We start from the raw sequence: 21,539 nt of genomic DNA on the forward strand, positions 1-21,539 counted from the left end.
GTTCATTTTCTGGCCCCCCGCAAAGTTGCGGCTGTGCCCAACATCACCACACCCACCATGATGGTGCCTTCGATGATGGTGGTGACATTGGGGTCAACAGCCAGGAGTGTCAGGATCGTCCGCACGATCCGCAAGATGAGAACCGCGATAATCGGGCCAAGCAATCCGCCACGACCACCGCCCAGAACCACGCCGCCCAGAACCACCGCCGCAACCGAAGCCATCAGATATGGCCCCGGAACAGGCTCTCCAATCCCGGTGAGCGAGGCGAGGCTGAGCCCGCCAAAGGCGCAGAACATGCCGCAGACGCCATAAGCGACGATCTTGGTGCGTCCAACCGCAACGCCAGAGCGGAACGCGGCAAGCTCATCCGATCCGGTGGCATAGATAGATATTCCCAGTTTCGAGCGGCGCAGCGGGATCCAGACGACCGCGACACATAGGGCAATGATCGCCAGCGCATTTGGCACAAAGGGGATCACACTGCCGCGAATGCTTTGCTTGAGCCATTCGGTTGTCGCGCCGCCGGGGGATTCCAGAATGAGCAGGGCAACGCCTTCCCAGACAAAGAGCATCGCCAGGGTCACCACAATGTCAGGCACGCGCGTCAGCACGATCAGCCCGCCATTGATCAACCCCATGACAAATCCCAACCCCAGCACGATCAGGATGGCGGGCACGCCTGCCATTCTTTCCATCAGAACGGCGGCTGTGACCGCGCAAACCGCCATCATCGAGGCAACTGACAGATCAATACCACCGACAATGACCACCACGGCCATACCCGCAGTGGCAAATGCAAAGGGCAGGGCGGCACGGGCCACGCTTTCGAGGCCGGACATGCCGAAGGACGGTTGAATAGCCTTGGTCAGGACCAATAGCACAAACAGCAGCGCCACAAGCCCAGCCACCCATGCATTTTTCTTGATAATATCGCTCACGCCGCGCCCTCTTGTGCCGTCAGTCCATAAGCCGCACGCAGCAGCGTTTGTTCGTCTGCATTCTCTGCGTCGATGATATCGACAACGCGGCCATTAAAGATCACCACGGCGCGGTCACAGGCCAGGGGGATCTCTTCCAATTCCGAGGTGTAGAACAGAACCGATGAGCCCTGTTCGGCCAGTTCGCGAACCAGTGGATAGATCTGGCGCTTGGTGCGCACATCGATGCCGCGGGTTGGGTCAAACAACAAAAGCGTCTCAACGCCAGTTGCCAGCCAACGCCCGATGGTGACCTTTTGCTGGTTGCCACCGGACAGCCGCTGCACTTCGCCCTGCGCCCGCGTGTCGATCTGCAAGCGGTCGATGGCATGTTCCACCCGCTCGCGTTCATGCCGCATCTTGAGCCACCCCCAAGACGACATCCGTGCCGAAAAGGGCAGGGCGATATTCTCGCGCACTGACCGCTGCGCTAGCAACGCGTCCGCCCGGTCTCCGGGCACAAATTTGACCCCGGCCGCAATGGCATCTGCGGGATGGCGGAAGGCCGTGGTGGTGCCGTTTACCTCGATGCTGCCTGCCGTGGGCGGCATGAAGCCCGCCAGACATTCAAACAATTCATCCTGGCCCTGACCTTCCAAGGCAACCACGCCAAGGACTTCGCCGGGGAACATGTCAAAGGAGATATCAGTGACCTTCGGTGCAATCGCCACGCCCTTGACGCGCACACGCGGAGTGTCACCGATGGTGCCGCGTGTCTTATTGACCTCGCGGGCGGCAAGGTCGAGCCGTTGCCCAAGCATCAATTCCACCGCGCGGTCTTCGACGCCCGGCTCAATGACCAGATCGCCAACGGTTTGGCCGTCGCGCAGCACTGTGGCACGGTCACACAATTCGGAAATTTCGTTAAAGCGGTGCGAGACATAGATCACCCCCATGCCCTTGTCCGCCTGTTGCCGCGTCACCTTCAACACCCGTTCAACCAGATCAGAAGGCAGCGCGGCGGTCATTTCATCCAGCAACAGCACATCCGGCTCGCTCGCCAATGCACGGGCCAGATCGAGGATACGCAGGGTGGCCAGTGGCAGATCGCCAACCATATCCGACAGCGACAATCCTTCGATGCCCAGCTCCTTGACCCAGCGCTCAAACGGCGCAATCGGCGTATCGGTCAGCCGCAGATTGTCGGCAACATCAAGATCGGGGATCAGCGAGGGTTCTTGATAGACCGGCACAAGACCGGAACGGCGGGCTTCGGCAGGGCTTCCAACTCGGGCTTGCTTGCCGCGAATGAGCACCTTGCCGTTGTCCGGGGTCAGCGCCCCGGTGATAATCTTAACAAACGTCGATTTGCCAGCGCCGTTTGCGCCCATCAGCGCAACGATCTCGCCTTCTGAGACACTCAGGCTGGCATCAACAAGCGCTTTGACCGCGCCAAAGCTTTTGGCGATGCCGCTGGCATCTAGGATCTGATTTGCGTTCATGGGAATGCGTGTTCTTTTCTCGAATGGGTGCCCCCGCCCGACGGATCGGGCGGGGGCGTTCCGGATTGATACTCAGCTGTCGCCGGGGCCTTTACACGCGATGATCTGATCCATCGTGTAATCGGTCCAGCCCGGCACTGTGACCGAAACCGGCCATTCAGGGTCAAGGTTGGGGTTCTGCGCCGCAGTGATGGTGGCACGTCCGCCATCAGAGGCGTTTTCCCACAGAACCGGATCGACCAGCACTGTTTTCTCGCCCGGAGCCTTGCCATTGAGAATATCGACAGCAAGCGCAACACCTGCACCGCCAACCGAGCCGGGGTTGGTCACAGCCGCGCCGGTCAGACCGTCCACTTCGGTCAGATACTGAACAAAGCCCGCGTTGTCGGCGCCGACAATTGGCACCAGCGGTGCGCCGGATTCAACAAAGGCATCAACGATCACGTTATCGATCCCCGACGTCCATACACCGTCAAACGGAATGCCGGTCGCCAGATAGTCAAACATCTGCTGTTTGCCTTGGTCCTGCTGCCAGCCGGTGAACACTTCGTGGACGATGTTGATACCCGGGAACTCTTCCAAAGCGCGCTTGAAACCATTGTCACGGTCGCTGTCTGCCGACACGCCGGCAATACCGCGCATATAGACGATGTCACCCTTGCCGCCGACCTGTTCGAACAGCCACTTGGCGCCGAGATAGGCATATTCTTCCTGGTTGTTGGACAGGATATAGGCACCTTCCGCCGACACACCCGCGTCAACTGCGACCACAACGATGCCCTTTTCCATCGCCATTTCCAGCGCTGAATTCAACGCATCCGGGTTTGAAGGGTTGAGAACGATGGCATCAACGCCCGCCTCGATCAGGTTGTTGAGATCTTCCAGCTGACCTGCGGAATCGGTGTTGCGGTGTGCCACAATCAGGTTGGACACATCGTCTTCGACCAAAGCCTGCGCCCGCATCGCGCAGATCATCTGCTCGCGCCAGCCGTTGCCTTGCACGGTGTTGGATATGCCGATGGAATAATCCGCCGCGAATGCCGCCGGAGCCATGGTGGCCGCGATTGCAAGAGCCGCCGCGCTTGTGAGTAATTTCTTCATGTTATTTCCTCCCAAATGAAGATTACGTGTGGTGATTGTCGGGCTTTTTCGCCCAATTACTTGATGAACGGTTGCAGCACGTCGCGCGCCAATAGAAAGCCGCGCTTGACCTTTTCGTCTGTGCCTTCGAACAGCCTGTCTTCATGCTCGATAATGACCGGGCCGTCATAGCCAGCCCGGTAGAGACCGGAAAAGAAATCCGACCAATTGACATCCCCCAGCCCGCAAAGGCGCGGCACTTGCCAGCCCATGCCTGCTGACATGATACCATTTTCGTAAAGACCATCGTGATCAATCATCAGGTCTTTGGCGTGCACATGGCCAATCTGGGGGCCAAACTCTTTGATAAAGCGGGTCTGATCGATGAATTGCCAGATCAGATGAGAAGGGTCGAAATTCATGCCCACATCGTCGCCCCATTCGTCAAAAATGCGGCGCCAGATCTTGGGCGAATAGGCGATGTTATGCCCGCCGGGCCATTCGTCGTAGGAAAAGATCATCGGGCAGTTTTCAAAGCAAAGCTTGACGCCTGCATCCTTGGCCTTCGCCACGATAGCTGCAAAAACCTCCTGCGCGCGGGCCCAGTTTTCATCGACGTTCAGTGTCCGATCTCCACCCAGAAAGGTGTTGACCACCGGCACGCCCATAACGCCCGCCGCTTTGATCACCTTGGTCAGATGGCCGATCACATCATCGCGGTGCGCCGCATCGGCATGTAGTGGGTTTGGGTAAAACCCAAGGCCGGAAATTTCGATACCCTTGGCCTCCAGCCCGTCCTTGATATCCTTGCCCTGCGCGGCATCTAGCCCATCCACATTGATGTGACAGGTCCCGGCATAGCGCCGCCTGTCACCGCTGGATTGTGGCCAGCAGGCGATCTCCATCGCCGAAAAGCCGTTTGTGCTTGCCCAATCGGCGACCTCCATAAGACTTTGGTCTTCAAATGGTACACTTAGAATTCCAAGTTTCATGTCGCTCCCCTCAAATCTCGTCCAGATTGACCCAGCGTGCCTCTTGCGCTGATTTCAGCACGGCATCGCAGAATTTCATTTCATAATGGCCGTCATCAAACGTGGCCCAGGTGCTGTGATCCCCACGGCTGCCCGCAGCGACATCGGCGTAAACCGCACCGAAGAAAGCAAAGAAGCTGTCTGCAAACCCTTCGACATGACCGGGCGGCAAAGAGGCGGCGCGGGTGCCGGTTTCGTTCATCAAAGTGAAATCGCGCATCAACGTTTGGTTTGGCGCGTCGCGATGCCCGATGAACAGATGATCAGGCGTTTCACTGTCCCAAGCGGCACTGGCCGTGCTGCCGGCGATGTCCCATTGCAGCGAATTCTTGCGCCCGATGTTGATCTGCGAGGTGGTCATCACACCCCTGGCGCCGTTCTCATATCGGATCATGATCGCGGCTGCATCGTCGGTGTCGATCGCCACCGGTTCAGTTGTGCCTTCGGCGCTTGAGAATGTTTCAACCGGTCCTGTTGGCCGCTGCCGTTCGGGCAGGAATGTACTTAGGTCGGCAAACACAGATTTGGCCTTGAGGCCCATGATAAAGCTGGTCAAATCCACCCAATGCGTGCCGATATCACCCACCGAACGCAGGGCGCCGCCAACCTCGGATTGCAGCCGCCAGTTCCAGTCGGACGCTTTGGCCAGCCAATCCTGATGATAATGCCCAGTGACAAAACGCAGATCACCCAATTCCCCGGCTTTCACCATTCCCTGCGCCTGTTGGTTCAACGGATAAAACCGGATGTTGTAGCAGACTGCGCAAATCTTGCCTGACGCTTTGGCTAGCGCTGCCATTTCCGCCGATTGGGCGCTTGTCATGGCCAAGGGTTTTTCACAAACGACGTGTTTTCCAGCGTTGATAATCGCCTTTACTTGCGGGTAATGCGCATGATTGGGCGAAGTGACATGCACCACATCAACCGCATCATCCGCCAACAGATCATCAAGTGACGTGTAGGCATGGCCAACGCCGATCTCTGCCGCGCGTGCAGCGCCGCGTTCTGGCGATGATCCCAACACACCCGCAATGCGCACGCCAAGACGGCGCAGCGCCTGCACGTGCACAGTGCCAATGAACCCGGTCCCAATGACCGCCGCATTGATTTGCGAAACATCAGACAAGGTGGGTCTCCTTAGACAACAGAATATCCTCCATCCACGGGCACACAGACCCCGGTCATGAATTGGGACGCATCAGACCCCAGAAACAGCGCCAACCCGGCGATGTCGTCCGGCTGTCCCCAGCGGCCCAGCGGGGTGCGGGCCTCGATGGCATTGGTAAACGCCGGATCTTGCCTTGCGCGGGCTGATTGTGCGGTGACAATGAAACCCGGCGCGATGGCGTTGACGCGGATACCATCGGGCGCCCAAGCGATGGCCAGCGATTTTGTCATCTGCTCAACCCCGGCTTTGGATGCGCCATAGGCAGGGTTCTGGGGTGAGCCAAAGCGGGCATACATCGACGCAATATTGATGACGCGCCCCTGCCGCTTGGCAAGCGCCCCCTGCAGTGCCATGGCGCAGCGCATGGAGCCGACAAGGTTCACGTTCAGCACATGTTGAAAGAACTCTGGGTCCATCTCTTCGCCGCGCTTGGTGATGGCGGCGCAATTGACCAGCACATCCAATTCGCCCCGGCTTTTGGCAAAACTCTCCACGGCATCGGTGTCGGTCACATCAAGCTGCGTATATGGAAACCGCGCCGCATCCTCGGGCAGGCATTCGGGTTCCGCGCCGGTGATCTCAACCGTGCCCCCCGCGTCCTGAAACGCCCGCGCAATGGCCGCGCCGATGCCGCCACGGCTGGCGCCGATCACGATGATCCGGCCGCCGGAAAAATCGAATTTCGCCGCTGCGCTCATGACATCACAGTCATTGTTTTGCCGTTTCTGGCCGGTCTCATGCCATCCCCCTTTAACGCACTGAATGCGTCTTGAAATCGATTTCATTATGACCGATTAGGTCTTTTCAGATCATGAAATCGATTACATAGTCGGCAAGACAAGAGATTCGTGTCAACAGAAAAATGATAGATTGCGACCCGCGCCGATGATTCAGAAACCCGCGACAATTCAGGATGTGGCTCGTGCAGCGGGGGTGTCGGCCGCGACGGTCAGCCGGGTTTTGACCAACCCCAGCCTTGTCAGCGAGGCCACCCGCGAAACTGTACTCCAAGCGATCAAGAGCACCGAATACAGGGTCAATCAGGCGGCACGAAATCTGCGCCTGCAACGCGCAAATGCGGTGCTAGTTCTGGTGCCCAATCTCGGCAAGCCGTTTTATTCGGGTATTCTGGCAGGCATCAGCGAAGAATTTTCTGGCACAGATTATGCGGTTCTGATCGCCGATACGGACAGTGATCCGATTGTTGATTCCGCCCTGGCCGGATACTTCTTGGATGGTCGTGTTGATGGTGTGATTTCTTTGGATGGCGGAGTGCGGGCCTCGGCTTTGCGTGAATGCGTCGATCTGGGGGTTGAGGACCGGATCGTCTTTTTGTGTGAATGGGTCGAAGGCCAAAAGTTCCCCGTCATTTCCAGTGACAACGCCGAAGGGGCGCGGCTTGCCATTCGGCATCTACATGACCTTGGGCATCGCAAGATCGCCCATATTACCGGGCCAGACGGGAATGTTCTGACCACGGCCCGGCGCGAGGGCATGGTATCCGAACGCGCCCGACTTGGCTTGCCTGCGCAACCTGAATGGATCATCCGGGGTGATTTTTCACTGGAATCGGGGCATGACGCAGCAACCCGCATTCTTGCCATGCACGACCGGCCCACAGCTGTCTTTTGCTCGGCGGACATGGTGGCCTTTGGCCTGATGGCAGGGTTAAAGAGCGGCGGATTACGGGTGCCAGAAGATATTTCTGTCGTCGGGTTCGACGACATCGAAATGTCCGAATACTATATTCCGGCACTGACAACGATCCGGCAAGACCGCCACGGGCTGGGCCGCCGCGCCGCGCGGGTGCTTTTGGACCGGTTGAAAAACAAAAGCCTTGAACGCACACCCGAAGTGCCGATCCCGGTTGAATTGATCGTCCGCGAAAGCACTGCGCCGCTGAGGACTTGAACCCGCTGATTAGCCGATGCCCGCATTTGGAGCGCCTGTCACAGATTGCTCAAAGTCCAGATTCACGCCGGTCATCGGGGCCGATGCCGGTGACAGCAGAAACAACGTGCTCCGCGCGGTTTCTTCGGATGACACCAGCCGCCCAAGTGGCAGTTTGCGCCCGGCTTCTTTCTCCCAGTCTGCGCCATGCCCCAGAATATTGGCCTGCATATTGTGCTCGGCCTCCGTCCGCACCCAGCCCAGATTGATGCCATTCACGCGAATGCCATCGCGCAGATGCGCATTGGCTGCGTTCTTGGTCAGTGTTTGTAGCGCCCCTTTTGAGGCGGCATAGAGCGCCAACTCGGGCGGACCGCAATGGGCGTTCATTGATTGGATGTTGACGATCACACCGCTTGCCTCGCGGTTTTGCATATCCTTGATGGCCTCTTGCATCAGCAGGAACGGCGCACGGGTATTGACGGCGAAAATAGTGTCGAAATCTGCGGCTGTGCCATCGACAACGCTGGCGCGGGTGGTGATCCCCGCCGCATTGACAAGCCCGTCGATCCGGCCAAACGCCGCTCGCGCACGCTCGGCAATCTGCTGCGCGGCCTCCGGTTCTGCGAGGTTGGCAACAACACAAGACACCTCGGCCCGCCCCTTTAATGTATCGCTCAGTGACGCCAAACCTTCTGCGTTGAGATCTGTAGCGAGTATCTGGCGCACGCCTTGTTCCGCCGCCTCGATTGCAACCGCCCGGCCAATGCCGCTGGCTGCGCCGGTGATGACCAGAGCCATGTTTTCGAGATCTTGTGTCATGGCGGGTTCCGTTCAGTGTGAAAAGATGGCTGCCCGATGGGGTCAGAGATTTACGCCTTGAGGGCAGGGGACAAGACCCGTAAAAATGGCCGCTCGGTTGACAACACGATGGGCGAAATCCCAGATTGTTCTGCGTGGCACCGGCGCTCTCCAAAGATCGAATCAAATTCTTGGTGCAGATAGTGACGGGGCAGGGGGGAATAGTCCCGATCAATTCCATCAAATTACCTCACATCGGTCTGTTTCCAAGCCAAACGAAATTTCGGTTGCCAAAATTTCAGAGGGTTAAACCACAGATCGTGCGCCTGTCTGATGTGATCTGATGTGTTGTCGCCTTGCGGGCTGCAACCGAACCCAAGACATTGGACCGAACCCGAAGTCAGAGTGCGCAGACCAACAGCGGGATCGACAATTGCGCGCCGTCAGAAACGACAACCAGATGAGAGCCGATGAGCGACGCAGCCCAACCACATTCCGAGATTTCTTCTACCAGAGACTATTCGCTAACCGGCGCATCAAGCCGCCAAGCCGAAGAGGTCGGGCTTGCCGCGGCTGAGTGGTATCACAGCGATGTCCCGCGCAAGACCATGAAAGCTATGATGAAGCGGCGTGATGGTCCGGCCTTGCGCGACACGGCTATCTGGATCGCGCTGCATATTCTTTTCGCGGCTGGCGGCATTTATTTCTGGGGCTCATGGATCGCTGTGCCGTTCTGGCTGGCCTATGGGGTGATGTATGGCTCGGCCAGCGACAGTCGCTGGCACGAATGTGGCCATGGCACACCGTTTCGCACCCGCTGGATGAACGATGTGGTCTATCACATCGCGTCCTTCCAGCTCATCCGAAACCCGGTGAATTGGCGCTGGAGCCATGCCCGCCACCATACGGACACGCTCATTGTCGGGCGCGATCCTGAGATTGCGTGGATGCATCCGATCAACCTGTTTCTAAAGGCGCTGGCTTTTGTTGGTTTTGTAGATACATGGGCCTCATTCAAGACGCTGGCGCGCAATTCACTTGGTATGCTGTCAGATGATGAAAAAATCTACATTCCTGAAACCGAATGGCCCAAGGCGGCGTTCTGGGCGCGGGTGCATTTGGCGCTTTTTGCCCTGACGGCGCTGGCGGTTCTGCTGATGCTGGCAAATGGCATGGGGTGGAAATCTGCAATCCCAATCCTGCTGATCGGCGGGCCGCGTGTCTATGGTTGCTGGCACATGGTGCTGACCGCGTTGTTGCAGCATGGCGGGCTGCCCGAGGACGTGACCGACCACCGCCTGAATTCCCGTACGCTATATATGAATCCGATCAGCCGCTGGATTTATTGGAACATGAACTATCACATCGAACACCACATGTTTCCTATGGTGCCCTATTATGCGCTGCCCGCGTTACATGACGAAATTAAACATGACCTGCCCGCGCCGAACACTTCGATCTGGGATGGCTACAAAGAGATGATGGGCGCGGTGATGAAACAACGACGCGATCCCAGCCATGCGGTGCGCAAGACGCTGCCGCCAACGGCGAAACCCTACAACGAATTCCTGCACAAACATGTGCCGGACCGCAGCGATGCGGGCTAATCCCATCACCTAACCAAACGGAGCAATACATGCCCTGGATTGACGCAATTGCCGCGGATGATGTCGAAGAAGAAGACGTTATCCGCTGGGACCATGACGACAAAACCTATGTGATCATCCGCAGCCCCGATGACGAATTTTTCTGCACTGCCGGACTTTGCACACACGAACATGTCCACCTGTCTGACGGGATGGTCATGGATCACGAAATCGAATGCCCGCGCCACAACGGGATCTTTGATTATCGCACCGGCAAGGCTCTGCGCGCCCCGGCTTGCGAGCATCTGAGCACATATGAAACCAAGAAAGAGGGCGACCGGGTTTTCGTGAACGTACCGTGAGCCGCAAATTGCCCACCGTTGCCGACCTGCGTGCGCTCAAAGGCAAAAAACAACTGAGCATGTTGCGGTATTTCACAATAGAAGAGGCCGCCGCCGCCGAAACCGCCGGGGTTGATATTGCCTCGGTGCCGCCTGAAATTCTGTTCGATCCGCGTTACCGTGAGGTCGCCCCGTCGATTTTTTCAATGACCGGGCAAACCCATACGCAATGCGGCACGCCGCTGGATTATCTGCGCTGGTGCAATGACGCGGTCGAACGCGGAGCGGATGCGCTTTATTGCTCTGGCTCGATGCAAACGGTCGAGATGTTGGCGCGAGAATATATTCCCGTTGTTGGACATGTCGGTCTGGTACCGGCCCGCGCCACATGGACCGGAGGGTTTCGCGCGGTTGGCAAAACCGCCGCTGATGCGCTGCGCCTGTTCGACGAGGTGAAAGCCTATGAAAACGCCGGGGCTATTGCGATAGAATTGGAAGTGGTGCCAGAAGAAGTGGCGACCGAGATTTCCAAGCGCGTCAACATCCTTGTGTGGTCAATGGGGGCGGGTGCGGGCTGCGATGCGCAATACCTCTTTTCCAACGATATCCTTGGCTACACCGAAGGCCGCGTTCCCCGCCACGCCAAAGTTTACCGCGATTTTCAGACCGAGTATGACCGCCTGCAAAATGAGCGGATCGCGGCGTTTCAGGAGTTTGTCGCGGATGTTGAAACCGGCGCTTTTCCGAAAGGCGAGCAGTTGGTGAAGAGGCCCGAAAATGAGCTGGACGCCTTTCGCAACCAACTTGAGACGCGGCCTTGAGCGGCATTGGCGCTTTGACATGATTGTGCTTGCCTCTCACGGCATTCGCCTGACATTTGATCCCTCCCTGGGCCAGATCGTCCGCTTTGCGGTGATTGACGGGGAGCGTGAAATCGCGCCGCTGCATCGTGCCCCTTGGGACGAGACCGGCGAGGTTTTGCCCGATGGATTGCCGCCACACCTTTATCATTTGGGGGGCGATTTTTTCTGCGCGCCCTTCGGCGAAGCAAAGGACGGTGCGCCGCCTCATGGCTGGCCACCCAACGCCCGCTGGCATCTGCAAAACGCATCGCCGGATCGTTTGTCTGCCCGCCTGACCAAACCAGTTGAGGGCGCGACCGTGACCAAAGAGTTGTGGCTGTGCCCAGATCAGCCGTTTGTCTATCAGCGGCACACATTCGTTGGCGGCTCTGGCCGGGTGCCGGTGTCAAACCATGCCAATATTTCGCTGCCCGATGGCGGGCTGATCCGCACCTCGGCCAAACAGGCCTGGGTGACCCCACCATCACCGGTTGAACCCGATGTCGCCAGAGGCCGGTCTGGGCTGTCCTATCCGGCGACCGCCACCAATCCAGCGGTGTTTCCAGCCCGCGAAGGCACGGTTGATCTGACCCGTTATCCTTGGTTTGACCAACATGAAGACTTTGTATCGGGGGTTGAGGCACCCGGCCATACTTTGGGCTGGACAGCTGTCACGCGGCCGACCGAGGGGGATGTGTTCCTGTCGCTGCGGCGCGCGGATCAACTGCCGATGACGATGCTTTGGCATTCCAATGGCGGCCGTGATTACCCGCCGTGGTCGGGGCGTCATACGGGCTGTCTGGGTGTTGAAGAGGGCGCCGCCCAGCACATGCTTGGCGTCGATCACGGCATGTCGCTGAGCGGACCGGGAGACCTCAAGCTGCACAATGAGTGCGACATGTCGGTTTCGCATGTGATCGGCGCAGTTGCCTGGCCCACTGGGTCGGCTATCCGTTCGGTTGAATTGACGGATCGGCATCTTGTTCTGTGCGGTGAAGACGGCAGCCGCCGCGAGGTGCCTTTTGACAAGGATGCGTTGGAGCTGACCTAAAAGGTCAGCCCCGCGCCTTGTCCCAGATGTCACATAAACGTTGGTAGTTCGCGGCCATCTGCGCCACCGCATCGGCGTCAGACATCTCGCCTTTCATCCAGGCTTCGGCGCTTTTGGAAAAGATTGTCCGCCCCACGGCAAACCCTTTGACCAGAGGTTGTTTCGCTGCAATTTCAAAACTGGCAGCAAGGTCCGCCTCGTCCTTGCCTAGCCCAAGAACCACAATTCCCCGGCAATGCGGATCATTTTCCATGATTGCCGCGCTGGCCAGATCCCAGGCTTTTGCCGAACGCATCGGCTCAAGTTTCCACCAATCGGGAAAGATGCCAATTTCGTAAAACCGCCGGATCAAACGGGCGGTTGTGTCATCTGCGACATCACCAACTTTGGACGGAATAACCTCCAGCAAAAACTCCAGATCGTTGCGGCGGCAAGCTGTGAACAGGCGGGTGATGGTATCCTCTTGGGCGCGTTGCATCTCGGCTGGATCGTCGGGGTGACAAAAGCACAAGACTTTCACGACCTGACCTGCGGGCCATGTTTCAAGCCCGCCAAAATCAGGCCCCAAGGACGGCTCAAGCGTCAGTGGGCGCGATCCGGGCCATTCAACCGGACGACCAATCCAAAGACTACCGCCTGCCGCCCTGTGCAAGGCGGTCTCGCCCAGCCGGTCATCGCACAGAAATCCATATCCATCCTGCCCCGCGGCCACGCGGTGCGCCGCGTCGAGGCACAACTCTTTGAACCGCCCGATCTTGTCCGGGGTTGCGCCGTCCAGTTCTTGCAACTGCATCCGGTGATCAAAGGCAAAGACCCGCAGGTCCGGCCAATCGCCGTTGCGGTTGGTGGCCCAATGCACTTGGTTCAATTCGGCGTCATTGCGCAAATCCGGACGGGTCACCCCGCGCGACAGGAAGAACTCCAGCTCTTGCAGGGATGGGTAGGCAGGCGTGCAGCCATGTCGTGACACCGCAAGTGCGCCGCAGGCATTGGCGTATGTGATCGCCCGCGCCCAATCCTCCCCATCCAGCCATCCTTTGAGCAAACCGGCCATAAAGCCGTCACCGGCACCCAAGACGTTAAACACCTCGATCGGAAAACCCGGCACAACCGGACCGTTCTCAACATGATCGGGAATGTCGCCGGTAAAGGCCACAGCCCCCTTTGCGCCCAGCTTGCACACCAGCGTGGCATCGGATTTGTCCCGCACCGCACGCAGGGCCGCAACGGTATCTGTCGATCCGCCCGCGATATGAAACTCTTCTTCGGTGCCGACGATCAGGTCAAACAGATGCAATGTCGTTTGCAGTTTGGCCGTCACTTCGGCGCTTTTGACAAACCGGCTCTCGCCATCGCCATGACCGGCCACACCCCAAAGGTTGGGCCGGTAATCGATATCCAACGCCGTTTGCATCCCGTCATCTCGCGCGATCTCCAGTGCCTTGATGGTGGAGGCGGCCACTTGCGGATGGCTCAGATGGGTGCCGGAGGCGACCAGAGCACGCGCCTGCCGAATGAAATCGGGATCGATGTCTTCGGGCGTCAGCCCCATATCCGCGCAATTCTCGCGGTAGAATATTAGTGGAAATTGCTCTTTGTCGCGAATGCCCAGCAGCACCAAACCCGTCAGCCGATCCGGGTCAACCTTCACGCCTGTGGTATCAACGCCAAGCCGCGCCAGCTCTTCGGTGACAAAGCGGCCAATATGTTCGTCGCCCACGGCGGTGATCACTGCGGATTTCAGCCCCAGCTTGGCAGTTCCGCAGGCGGTGTTGGTGGGGGAGCCTCCGATATATTTGCGAAACCCACGTACATCTTCGAGCTTGCCGCCGATTTGGGCGCCATAAAGATCGACGGATGACCGTCCAATGGTGATCAGGTCCAGCTTCTTCATCGGTTTGAACTTTCGTACCGGTGAAAATCGGCGTTGGGCCGGCTCACCGTGGTCAGTGTTTCAAATGAATGTTTGCGCTACCATTCAAAGTTCTGGACCGTTTGTCTACTGTGATCAGCTGAAAACTGGAAAAGCCTAGCGGTTCTGGGCAGCAAAGCCAGTTTGCTGCCATTTGCTATCGTTTGCCCGATTTCTAAGACACCAATGCCGGATCAGGCAGGGATCCTCTGGCGATGCTCGTCAAAGGCAAAGGACTGCTGATCGTCAAAGTCCAGCTGAATGCATTCTCCGACCTGCGTGCTGTCCTGACCAAATATCCGAACAGTGAGGTTTTCCTGCTCGGCGGTGGAAACCAATAGATTGGTGTCTCCGCCAAGGCGCTCAACATGAGTGACCGTGCCTTTGATCCGTCCATCTTTCTGGACCCGTAGATATTCAGGACGAATGCCCAAGGCGCCGTTTTTTGGAATGGCCAGCGGCGCTTTGTGCAGGAAATTCATTGCAGGAGAGCCAAGAAACCCTGCAACAAACTGGTTTGCGGGGTTGTTATAAAGCTCCATCGGGGAGCCGACCTGCTCAACCTGACCATCGCGCAACACGACGATCTTGTCGGCCAGTGTCATCGCTTCGGTCTGGTCATGGGTCACATAGATCATCGAGGCGCTGAGGGTGCGGTGAAGCTCGGCAATTTCGATCCGGGTGTTCATACGCAAAGCCGCGTCAAGATTGGACAGCGGTTCATCAAACAGGAACAATTTCGGCTCCCGCACGATGGCGCGTCCGATGGCCACACGTTGCCGTTGGCCGCCAGACAGATCCGACGGGCGGCGATCAACATAGGCGCCAAGGTCAAGCATTTCGACGGCTTTGCCCACCCGCTCATCGATCACGGTTTTGGGTTGCTTTTCTTGTTTGAGACCCAGCGCCATGTTGTCGCGCACAGTGAGATGTGGATAAAGCGCGTAGGATTGGAACACCATCGCAATGCCGCGTTTTGCAGGGGGGATGTGGTTCACCACGGTGCCGCCGATATCCACCGTTCCGCTGGTCGCATCTTCCAGGCCCGCGATGACCCGCAGCAATGTGGATTTGCCGCAACCCGATGGGCCGACAAACACCACAAACTCGCCATCCTCGACGGTCAGTTTGATGTCTTTCAGAACCTCAACGGTGCCAAATGACTTGCACACATTGGTCAGGGTAAGAGCCGTCATCAGATATCTCCTAGGTCTATGGGACGGCCTGTTCGGATGCTTTCATCCGCAGCAAGGCAAATCGCGAGAGATTGCACCGCGTCATTCATGTGGCGTGTGAGGTCGATATCTTTGGTGATCGCTTCGATCATGAAGGCTTGTTCAGCATCACAAAGCCGTTGGTGATCCGGCTCATCCGGCAGCTCGATCAGGCTGTCCCCTTCGGTGCGATGCACCAGCAATCCGCCCACTTTGGTGTGACCATCCACATTATCGGATGCGCCCTTGTTGCTATCGACGATCGACACGGCACCATTGGGCGACACCACATCTTTGACGAAGAACGCGGTCTCGGACATCATCGGCCCCCATCCCGCTTCGTACCAACCGACAGAGCCATCGGCGAACCAAACCTGCAATTGGCCATAATTGTACATGTCCGGTGCAATCTCATCTGACAGCCGCAACCCCATGCCGCTTACCCGCACCGGCGCGGCGTCGGTGATCTGGCACATGACATCCACGTAATGCACGCCGCAATCCACGATAGGGCTGGTGTCGCGCATCAAGGCCTTGTGGGTCTTCCAGGTGGGGCCGTCCGACTGTTGATTGAGGTTCATCCGAAACACATACGGTCCGCCCAAGGCCCGCGCCTCTGTGATCAGCCGTTGCCAGCTGGGGTGATGGCGCAGGATATAGCCCACCACCACCTTGCGCCCGAGCCTATTTGCCGTGGCGACGACACGCTCTGCATCCTCGACCGTGTTGGCCAGCGGCTTTTCTATAAACACATCGGCGCCCGCTTCCATTGCCGCGATGGCATATTGCGCGTGGCTGTCAGAATAGGTGGCGATGCAGACCAGATCAGGGGCTAGGGCAAGGCCTTCTTCAAAGGTGCCTAGGCGCGGGTAGCCTTGCAGGGCCTCAGGCAATTCGACCGCTGAGCGGTTGACCAACCCCACAATCTCCGCATCCGGATGTGCGTGATAGGCCAATGCATGGCTCTGCCCCATATTGCCAAGACCGGCGACGATGACTTTCATTTGACTGCTCCAGATGTGATGCCGCGGATAAGTTGGCGCGAGAAAATAACGTATAGGGTCATAACAGGCAGGATCGCGAGCGATAGGGCGGACAGCACCGCATTCCAATCGGTGACAAACTGCCCGATGAACACCTGACTGCCCAGCGTTAGGGTTTTGACCTCTTCGGCAGGTGCGAGAATGAGCGGGAACCAAAGATCGTTCCAGATCGGGATCATGTTGAACACAGCCACAGTCGCCATCGCAGGGCGCACCAGTGGCAGGACAAGACTGAAGAAAATCCGGTATTCGCTCAGCCCGTCAATACGTCCCGCATTCTTGAGATCGTCACTGACCTGACGCATAAACTCTGACAGGATAAACACCGCCAGTGGCAAGCCCTGCGCCGTATAGACAAGGATCAACGCCCAAAGCGTATTCACCAGCCCGGTCTGCACCATCATCTCAAGGATCGCGACCGTGCCAATGCGGATCGGGATCATGATCCCAAGCGCAAGATAAAGCCCCATGACCGTGTTGCCCTTGAACCGGTATTCGGCGAGGGCAAAGGCCGCCATCGCCCCGAACAGTAGAATAAAGAACAGCGATCCGATGGTGACGATCATCGAGTTCTGGAAGTAGAGAAAGAAATCCCCCTGTTTCAACACTGTCTCATAACCAATCAGTGAGAAACTGTCGGCGCTGGGCAATGCGAGCGGCTCTCGAAAGATCGCCTTGCGGGTCTTGAAGCTGTTGATGACGATCACGAAGACCGGGAAAAGCGCGATCAAGGTATAGAGGATCAACGCGCCATGGGCGGCAATGGTGTTAAAGCGGTTCTGGCGGGCGGCGTTCATGGCTGTCTCCTCAGAACTGATAGCGGCGCATGCGTGACTGGATCCCGAAAAGGTACAGACACACACCGACAAGGATGATGGCAAACATGGCCGAGGCAATGGTGGACCCCATATGTGGATCGCCCAGTTGCAGCTGGAAACCAAAGAACGTGCGATACATAAACGTGCCAAGAATATCGGTGCTGTAATCCGGCCCGGCCAGCGCACCTTGCGCGGCATAGATCAAATCAAAAGCGTTGAAGTTGGCCACGAAGGTCAGGATCGAGATGATCCCGATGGACGGCAGGATCAGCGGCAGCTTGATCTTCCAAAACGCGGATAGACCCGTGATGCCTTCAACTTCTGCCGCCTCCAGGATCTCGTCCGGGATCGACAGGAGGGCGGCATAGATCAGCATCATCGGGATGCCGACAAACTGCCAGACTGATACTAATGAAAGGGTGGTCAGCGCATAGGCTTCCTTGCCAAGCCATGGCGCATAGAGCGATTTTAACCCAACCGCATCCAGCATCCCCGGCGCGATGCCCCATATGGGTGACAGGATCAGCTTCCAGGCAAAGCCGACAATCACAAAGCTGAGGATGGTCGGAATAAAGATCGCTGAGCGATAGAAACTGGCAAAGCGCAATTTGGGGTGGCTCAGGATCGCAGCGAGGGCCACGCCGATGGGGTTTTGCACCAACATGTGAATGATGAAGAACCAGAAATTATTGCCAAGTGCATTCCAGAACTGACTGGACCAAACGGTTTCGCCAAAGAGGGTTTGGAAGTTCTGCAACCCAACGAAAACCCGTTCCTGATCCACTTCGGTGAACAGTGACAAACGCAGCGTATTGAACAGCGGATAGATCATCACCGCCGTGTAAACCAGCACAGCAGGCGCAAGGAAAACGATGATATGCCAGCGAAACTTTGGGCGCGATTGTTGGTCTGACATGATGCTCTCCTGAGGATCCGGTGAACGGCAACACAGTCTTGCGAATGGAACGATATGGGCTGCAAGTGATTGCCCAAAGGGCGGCGGGTTCGACCTGATGATACCCTCAATGGACTGATCGTGTCGAACAGGGGCATTGCCTTGCCCCGACATGAAAAACGCCGGGGCAAGACGGGCTGTTTGAGCCTGTTATTGCTGTGGCGCGTACCAGCTTGCGAGACCCTCTTGCAGGCGCGCACCGGCGGCCTCTGGGGTTTCTTCACCTTTGATCACGGCAACGGATGCGTTCCATGTGTCGTTCTCAAGGTTGGGCGTGCCGCGCGACAGCACCTGGTAGGTCGAGCGAATGGTGCTCTCACACTTGCCGCGCCATGAGATGAACTCTTGCGCCAGTGGATCTTCCAGCTCGACCGGGGCCGAGGACAACGGGAAGAAGCCGGGCAGGGCGTTGGCAAAGATGGTTGCGAACTCGGAGGAGCCGACCCAGTTGAGGAAGGTTTGCGCCGCTTCCTTGTTGGGGGTGGCGGCGTTCATGCCAATCCCGATGTCAGTGTGGTCAGAGATATAGCAAGTGTCTCCGGCGTTCTGAACAGGTGGATAAAAGGCACCCATCTCGAAGTCGGCCAAACCGTTAAAGCCGGAGATTTCCCATGAACCGGTTGGATAAATCGCCGCGCGACCAAGGGTAAAGATGTTCTGGCTGTCCGGATATGTTTGCGCTTCATACCCGTCACCCAGATACGCGCCCCACTTTGCCAACTGGCGGTATGGTGCGACCCAGGCCTCATCCGTCAGCTTTTGATCACCAGAAAGAAGCGCCAGACGGCCTTCTTCACCTTTCCAGTAATTCGGGCCGATGTTGTTGTAGCCCATTGTTGCGGCTTCCCACTGATCGTTGGTGCCCATCGCCATCGGGATGTAGCTGCCGTCTTCTTTGATTTTGTCGAGTACGGCAAAGAACTCCGCCTCGGTGGTGGGAACCTCGACGCCGACTTCTTCGAAGGCTTCTTTGTTGTAGATAAAGCCGTGGATCACCGAGGCCATTGGCACACAGAATTGGACGGAGGCGTCATCCGTGCTCCAGCCCGACTTGGCCACAGCCGAGAAGTTGGCCATGCCATCAAGGCTGCTGATATCGGCCAAATGGCCCGCTTCAAACAATGCCAGTGAGGCATCGAATGGACGGCATGTGATGATGTCACCGGCAGAGCCCGCATCCAGTTTGGAGTTCAGGACTGCATTATATTCCGCAGGGGCTGAGGGGGTGAAATTCAGTTTGATGCCGGGGTGCGCGGCCTCAAAAGCGGGAATGATCTTGTCCTGCCAGATGGCAAGATCGTCATTGCGCCAGCTTTCGATGGTCAGCGTCACATCCTCAGCCGAGGCTGCGCCTGCGATAAGCGTCGAGGCCAGCATGGCACCGATCAAAGTGGATTTTTTCATGGTCTTCTCCCTAATTAGACGATTGCGTCTTTGTTTGATGTTATGGATTGAAGGCAGCGCCCAAGCTGACCGTCATGCGCGGCCAACAAGTCTTGGGCTTTTTGCGCCGAACAGCCGGAGGCCACCAAAATGGCCTGTTTGGTGTTTCCAGCAGTGTCGCGCAGCGCGGTCTTGGCAGTGTCCTCAGATACGCCGGTGATATTCGTGACAATACCGACCGCGCGTTTCACAAGTTTGGCGTTGTCAGCGACGACGTTGACCATCTGGCCATGGTAGACATGGCCCAATCGGATGCCCATCAGCGAGGACAACATGTTCAGCGCTGCCTTTTGCGCCGTGCCTGCCCCAAGGCGGGTTGATCCGGCAATGGTTTCGGGCGGCGTTTGCAGGCAAATCGGCAAATCGGCGAGGTTCAGCAAGGGCGCTTCCGGGTTGTTGGCGATGGCGATGACTGCGCCGCCTCTTGCCTTGGCCGATTTGGCCGCAGCGACCGCATAGGGCGTCGATCCACTGGCGCTTAGTACAATAACCGCATCGCCGGGTTTGACGTTGCGGGTGGCCTGTTCTGCGGCTTGGGTGTCGTCCTCGGTATCGCCGGGCATGTTGGCATCCGTTGGAACACCGCCCGCCATATGGATCTGGATCATCGCTGCGGGGATGCCGAACGTTCCGGGCAGCTCGCAGCCATCAGCCAGCGCCATCAGGCCAGAGCTGCCTGCTGCAACATAAATAAGCGAATTCCCGGCGCGAATGGCCGCGGCCATCGTCTCCGCTGCATGCGCAAGCGCAGGTAGGGCGGGGCCGACCGCTTCAAGCGCTGCCATCTGGCCGTCCAGAATAGCCTGAGCGGCAACATGCGGCGCAAGCATGTCAATCGCGCCTGTCTGGGGCAGTTGTTCAGTGGTTGGCAGCGGCATTCGAATCTCCCTGACTGACTTAATACCTTTTAGATACCTTTTGTCTACCATTTAATTGGTTCTTGCGATTTTGATGTAAATTGGGGGCGAATAACAGGCCAAGATAGGCATATAGGTCTTTCTTTTGTCTAATAGGTATTATAAAGGTATCTTATGTTGGATTTTACGCCAAAGCTTGTGACTGACCTGAAGCGCGACGTCTGCGCCCACTTCGGCCTGCCCGGGGAATGCGGGCGTAAGGGGCTGGGAGGCCCGGCCGTCCAGTCCAAACATCTACTCCTGAAACGCGAAGGAGCTTCGGATGAGCATCACTGAATTTCTCGCGCCGGATAACTGGCTGCAGCAAGGCGGTGGGCCGCGCTATTTGCAGTTGCGCCAACGGTTGAGCGAAGGTGTGGATCAGGGTTTGCTCAAGGCGGGCAGCTCTCTGCCGCCGGAACGTGAAATCGCAACGATAACCGAGCTGTCCCGCGTCACGGTTCGCAAAGCCATCCACGCCCTCGCCGAAGACGGGGTCATCGTTCAAAAGCAAGGTTCAGGGTCGTTTGTCGCCTCGGAGACACCCCAGATTGAACAATCGCTGTCGCGGCTGACGTCCTTTAGCGAAGACATGTCTCGGCGTGGGATGGAATCCTCAAGTATCTGGCTTGAGCGCGGCATTTTCATGCCATCTCCGGACGAGGTGCTGGCCCTCGCTTTGTCGCCAGATGCCTCGGTGTCCCGCATTGCGCGTCTCAGAACGGCCGACAACAAACCCATGGCAATCGAGCGCGCATCCCTGTCGACCGATATGTTGCCCAACCCGCTTTTGGTCAAAACCTCACTTTATGAAGTGCTGGCGGAAACGGGCCTACGTCCGGTCCGCGCTTTGCAGAAAATCTCGGCGATCAATCTGCAAGAGGACAACGCCAAGCTTCTCGAAGTTGAGCCGGGCATGGCCGGTCTCAGTATTGAGCGAACCTCGTACCTTGCCGACGGGCGCACCGTTGAATTCACCCAATCCATATACCGCGGAGACGCCTACAACTTTGTAGCCGAGCTTCGACTTGCAAAAGAATAGGACG

General features: G+C 57.6%; 20 protein-coding genes. 6 read left to right on the top strand and 14 right to left on the bottom strand.

The genetic code is table 11. The features are described 5' to 3' along the window. Nucleotides 1-2: 2 nt before the first annotated feature. The 6 genes from C8N31_RS17850 to C8N31_RS17875 all read right to left on the bottom strand — a co-directional run bounded on the left by C8N31_RS17850 (nucleotide 3) and on the right by C8N31_RS17875 (nucleotide 6,399). Nucleotides 3-941, bottom strand: coding sequence for an ABC transporter permease (locus C8N31_RS17850; RefSeq protein ID WP_025047552.1), 939 nt, complete (start codon nucleotides 939-941; stop codon nucleotides 3-5). Beyond that, a complete protein-coding gene (locus C8N31_RS17855; protein WP_025047553.1) occupies nucleotides 938-2,422 on the bottom strand; it encodes a sugar ABC transporter ATP-binding protein in 1,485 nt (494 codons plus the stop codon). Before C8N31_RS17855 ends, C8N31_RS17850 begins: the two co-directional genes overlap by 4 nt. A 72-nt stretch (nucleotides 2,423-2,494) precedes the next feature. Beyond that, nucleotides 2,495-3,523 carry an ABC transporter substrate-binding protein gene (locus tag C8N31_RS17860; protein WP_025047554.1) on the bottom strand — a complete coding sequence of 343 codons (1,029 nt, stop codon included), beginning with the start codon at nucleotides 3,521-3,523 and terminating at the stop codon, nucleotides 2,495-2,497. Between the two features lie 56 nt (nucleotides 3,524-3,579). Next, complete coding sequence (locus C8N31_RS17865; protein WP_025047555.1) at nucleotides 3,580-4,494, bottom strand: sugar phosphate isomerase/epimerase family protein; 915 nt, start codon at nucleotides 4,492-4,494, stop codon at nucleotides 3,580-3,582. A gap of 10 nt (nucleotides 4,495-4,504) precedes the next feature. Beyond that, complete coding sequence (locus C8N31_RS17870; RefSeq protein ID WP_025047556.1) at nucleotides 4,505-5,659, bottom strand: Gfo/Idh/MocA family protein; 1,155 nt, start codon at nucleotides 5,657-5,659, stop codon at nucleotides 4,505-4,507. A gap of 11 nt (nucleotides 5,660-5,670) precedes the next feature. Next, the gene (locus tag C8N31_RS17875) at nucleotides 5,671-6,399 is read right to left on the bottom strand and encodes an SDR family NAD(P)-dependent oxidoreductase (RefSeq protein WP_025047557.1); all 729 of its coding nucleotides are present in this window, start codon (nucleotides 6,397-6,399) and stop codon (nucleotides 5,671-5,673) included. 187 nt (nucleotides 6,400-6,586) lie between these two features. Between C8N31_RS17875 and C8N31_RS17880 the strand changes: the two genes are divergently transcribed. Continuing rightward, the gene (locus C8N31_RS17880; protein WP_025047558.1) at nucleotides 6,587-7,612 is read left to right on the top strand and encodes a LacI family DNA-binding transcriptional regulator; all 1,026 of its coding nucleotides are present in this window, start codon (nucleotides 6,587-6,589) and stop codon (nucleotides 7,610-7,612) included. A 9-nt stretch (nucleotides 7,613-7,621) separates the two neighbouring features. Here C8N31_RS17880 and C8N31_RS17885 read toward each other — a convergent pair whose 3' ends face one another. Continuing rightward, the gene (locus C8N31_RS17885) at nucleotides 7,622-8,413 is read right to left on the bottom strand and encodes an oxidoreductase (RefSeq protein WP_025047559.1); all 792 of its coding nucleotides are present in this window, start codon (nucleotides 8,411-8,413) and stop codon (nucleotides 7,622-7,624) included. Between the two features lie 449 nt (nucleotides 8,414-8,862). Here C8N31_RS17885 and C8N31_RS17890 point away from each other — a divergent pair, with 449 nt between their 5' ends. From C8N31_RS17890 to C8N31_RS17905, 4 genes are read left to right on the top strand one after another with little or no spacing between them, the layout of a single operon-like run. Then, the gene (locus tag C8N31_RS17890) at nucleotides 8,863-9,999 is read left to right on the top strand and encodes a fatty acid desaturase (protein ID WP_025047560.1); all 1,137 of its coding nucleotides are present in this window, start codon (nucleotides 8,863-8,865) and stop codon (nucleotides 9,997-9,999) included. 29 nt (nucleotides 10,000-10,028) lie between these two features. Beyond that, entirely contained in the window at nucleotides 10,029-10,340 is a 312-nt protein-coding gene (locus tag C8N31_RS17895) for a MocE family 2Fe-2S type ferredoxin (protein ID WP_025047561.1), read from the top strand. Further along, a complete protein-coding gene (locus C8N31_RS17900) occupies nucleotides 10,337-11,140 on the top strand; it encodes a 3-methyl-2-oxobutanoate hydroxymethyltransferase (RefSeq protein ID WP_025047562.1) in 804 nt (267 codons plus the stop codon). Before C8N31_RS17895 ends, C8N31_RS17900 begins: the two co-directional genes overlap by 4 nt. A 19-nt stretch (nucleotides 11,141-11,159) precedes the next feature. Next, entirely contained in the window at nucleotides 11,160-12,212 is a 1,053-nt protein-coding gene (locus C8N31_RS17905; protein ID WP_025047563.1) for a hypothetical protein, read from the top strand. Between the two features lie 4 nt (nucleotides 12,213-12,216). On the opposite strand, the gene C8N31_RS17910 is transcribed toward C8N31_RS17905, so the two are convergent. From C8N31_RS17910 to C8N31_RS17940, 7 genes are all read right to left on the bottom strand, one after another. Next, on the bottom strand, nucleotides 12,217-14,106 hold the full coding sequence (locus tag C8N31_RS17910; protein WP_037918028.1) for a bifunctional 5-dehydro-2-deoxygluconokinase/5-dehydro-2-deoxyphosphogluconate aldolase: 1,890 nt from the start codon (nucleotides 14,104-14,106) through the stop codon (nucleotides 12,217-12,219). Between the two features lie 212 nt (nucleotides 14,107-14,318). Beyond that, a complete protein-coding gene (locus C8N31_RS17915) occupies nucleotides 14,319-15,320 on the bottom strand; it encodes an ABC transporter ATP-binding protein (RefSeq protein ID WP_025047564.1) in 1,002 nt (333 codons plus the stop codon). Beyond that, nucleotides 15,320-16,342: a Gfo/Idh/MocA family protein gene (locus C8N31_RS17920; protein ID WP_025047565.1), complete on the bottom strand. Its 1,023-nt coding sequence runs from the start codon at nucleotides 16,340-16,342 to the stop codon at nucleotides 15,320-15,322. Before C8N31_RS17920 ends, C8N31_RS17915 begins: the two co-directional genes overlap by 1 nt. After that, a complete protein-coding gene (locus tag C8N31_RS17925) occupies nucleotides 16,339-17,178 on the bottom strand; it encodes a carbohydrate ABC transporter permease (RefSeq protein WP_025047566.1) in 840 nt (279 codons plus the stop codon). Before C8N31_RS17925 ends, C8N31_RS17920 begins: the two co-directional genes overlap by 4 nt. A gap of 10 nt (nucleotides 17,179-17,188) precedes the next feature. Continuing rightward, nucleotides 17,189-18,115: a carbohydrate ABC transporter permease gene (locus tag C8N31_RS17930; RefSeq protein WP_025047567.1), complete on the bottom strand. Its 927-nt coding sequence runs from the start codon at nucleotides 18,113-18,115 to the stop codon at nucleotides 17,189-17,191. A gap of 189 nt (nucleotides 18,116-18,304) precedes the next feature. After that, entirely contained in the window at nucleotides 18,305-19,558 is a 1,254-nt protein-coding gene (locus C8N31_RS17935; RefSeq protein ID WP_025047568.1) for an ABC transporter substrate-binding protein, read from the bottom strand. Nucleotides 19,559-19,572: 14 nt separating this feature from the next. Continuing rightward, entirely contained in the window at nucleotides 19,573-20,475 is a 903-nt protein-coding gene (locus C8N31_RS17940) for an N-acetylmuramic acid 6-phosphate etherase (RefSeq protein ID WP_025047569.1), read from the bottom strand. Nucleotides 20,476-20,776: 301 nt separating this feature from the next. Between C8N31_RS17940 and C8N31_RS17945 the strand changes: the two genes are divergently transcribed. Then, nucleotides 20,777-21,535 carry a GntR family transcriptional regulator gene (locus C8N31_RS17945; RefSeq protein WP_025047570.1) on the top strand — a complete coding sequence of 253 codons (759 nt, stop codon included), beginning with the start codon at nucleotides 20,777-20,779 and terminating at the stop codon, nucleotides 21,533-21,535. Nucleotides 21,536-21,539 lie beyond the last annotated feature (4 nt).

This window comes from Sulfitobacter mediterraneus (genome assembly GCF_003054325.1).
GTDB classification, from domain to species: domain Bacteria; phylum Pseudomonadota; class Alphaproteobacteria; order Rhodobacterales; family Rhodobacteraceae; genus Sulfitobacter; species Sulfitobacter mediterraneus.

What these genes read in the sequence shown, in the direction of transcription:
- C8N31_RS17855 (WP_025047553.1), bottom strand. Translation starts at nt 2,422, where the DNA reads ATGAACGCAAATCAGATCCTAGATGCCAGCGGCATCGCCAAAAGCTTT.
- C8N31_RS17860 (WP_025047554.1), bottom strand. Translation starts at nt 3,523, where the DNA reads ATGAAGAAATTACTCACAAGCGCGGCGGCTCTTGCAATCGCGGCCACC.
- C8N31_RS17865 (WP_025047555.1), bottom strand. Translation starts at nt 4,494, where the DNA reads ATGAAACTTGGAATTCTAAGTGTACCATTTGAAGACCAAAGTCTTATG.
- C8N31_RS17875 (WP_025047557.1), bottom strand. Translation starts at nt 6,399, where the DNA reads ATGAGCGCAGCGGCGAAATTCGATTTTTCCGGCGGCCGGATCATCGTG.
- C8N31_RS17880 (WP_025047558.1), top strand. Translation starts at nt 6,587, where the DNA reads ATGATTCAGAAACCCGCGACAATTCAGGATGTGGCTCGTGCAGCGGGG.
- C8N31_RS17885 (WP_025047559.1), bottom strand. Translation starts at nt 8,413, where the DNA reads ATGACACAAGATCTCGAAAACATGGCTCTGGTCATCACCGGCGCAGCC.
- C8N31_RS17890 (WP_025047560.1), top strand. Translation starts at nt 8,863, where the DNA reads ATGAGCGACGCAGCCCAACCACATTCCGAGATTTCTTCTACCAGAGAC.
- C8N31_RS17895 (WP_025047561.1), top strand. Translation starts at nt 10,029, where the DNA reads ATGCCCTGGATTGACGCAATTGCCGCGGATGATGTCGAAGAAGAAGAC.
- C8N31_RS17905 (WP_025047563.1), top strand. Translation starts at nt 11,160, where the DNA reads ATGATTGTGCTTGCCTCTCACGGCATTCGCCTGACATTTGATCCCTCC.
- C8N31_RS17910 (WP_037918028.1), bottom strand. Translation starts at nt 14,106, where the DNA reads ATGAAGAAGCTGGACCTGATCACCATTGGACGGTCATCCGTCGATCTT.
- C8N31_RS17915 (WP_025047564.1), bottom strand. Translation starts at nt 15,320, where the DNA reads ATGACGGCTCTTACCCTGACCAATGTGTGCAAGTCATTTGGCACCGTT.
- C8N31_RS17920 (WP_025047565.1), bottom strand. Translation starts at nt 16,342, where the DNA reads ATGAAAGTCATCGTCGCCGGTCTTGGCAATATGGGGCAGAGCCATGCA.
- C8N31_RS17925 (WP_025047566.1), bottom strand. Translation starts at nt 17,178, where the DNA reads ATGAACGCCGCCCGCCAGAACCGCTTTAACACCATTGCCGCCCATGGC.
- C8N31_RS17930 (WP_025047567.1), bottom strand. Translation starts at nt 18,115, where the DNA reads ATGTCAGACCAACAATCGCGCCCAAAGTTTCGCTGGCATATCATCGTT.
- C8N31_RS17935 (WP_025047568.1), bottom strand. Translation starts at nt 19,558, where the DNA reads ATGAAAAAATCCACTTTGATCGGTGCCATGCTGGCCTCGACGCTTATC.
- C8N31_RS17940 (WP_025047569.1), bottom strand. Translation starts at nt 20,475, where the DNA reads ATGCCGCTGCCAACCACTGAACAACTGCCCCAGACAGGCGCGATTGAC.
- C8N31_RS17945 (WP_025047570.1), top strand. Translation starts at nt 20,777, where the DNA reads ATGAGCATCACTGAATTTCTCGCGCCGGATAACTGGCTGCAGCAAGGC.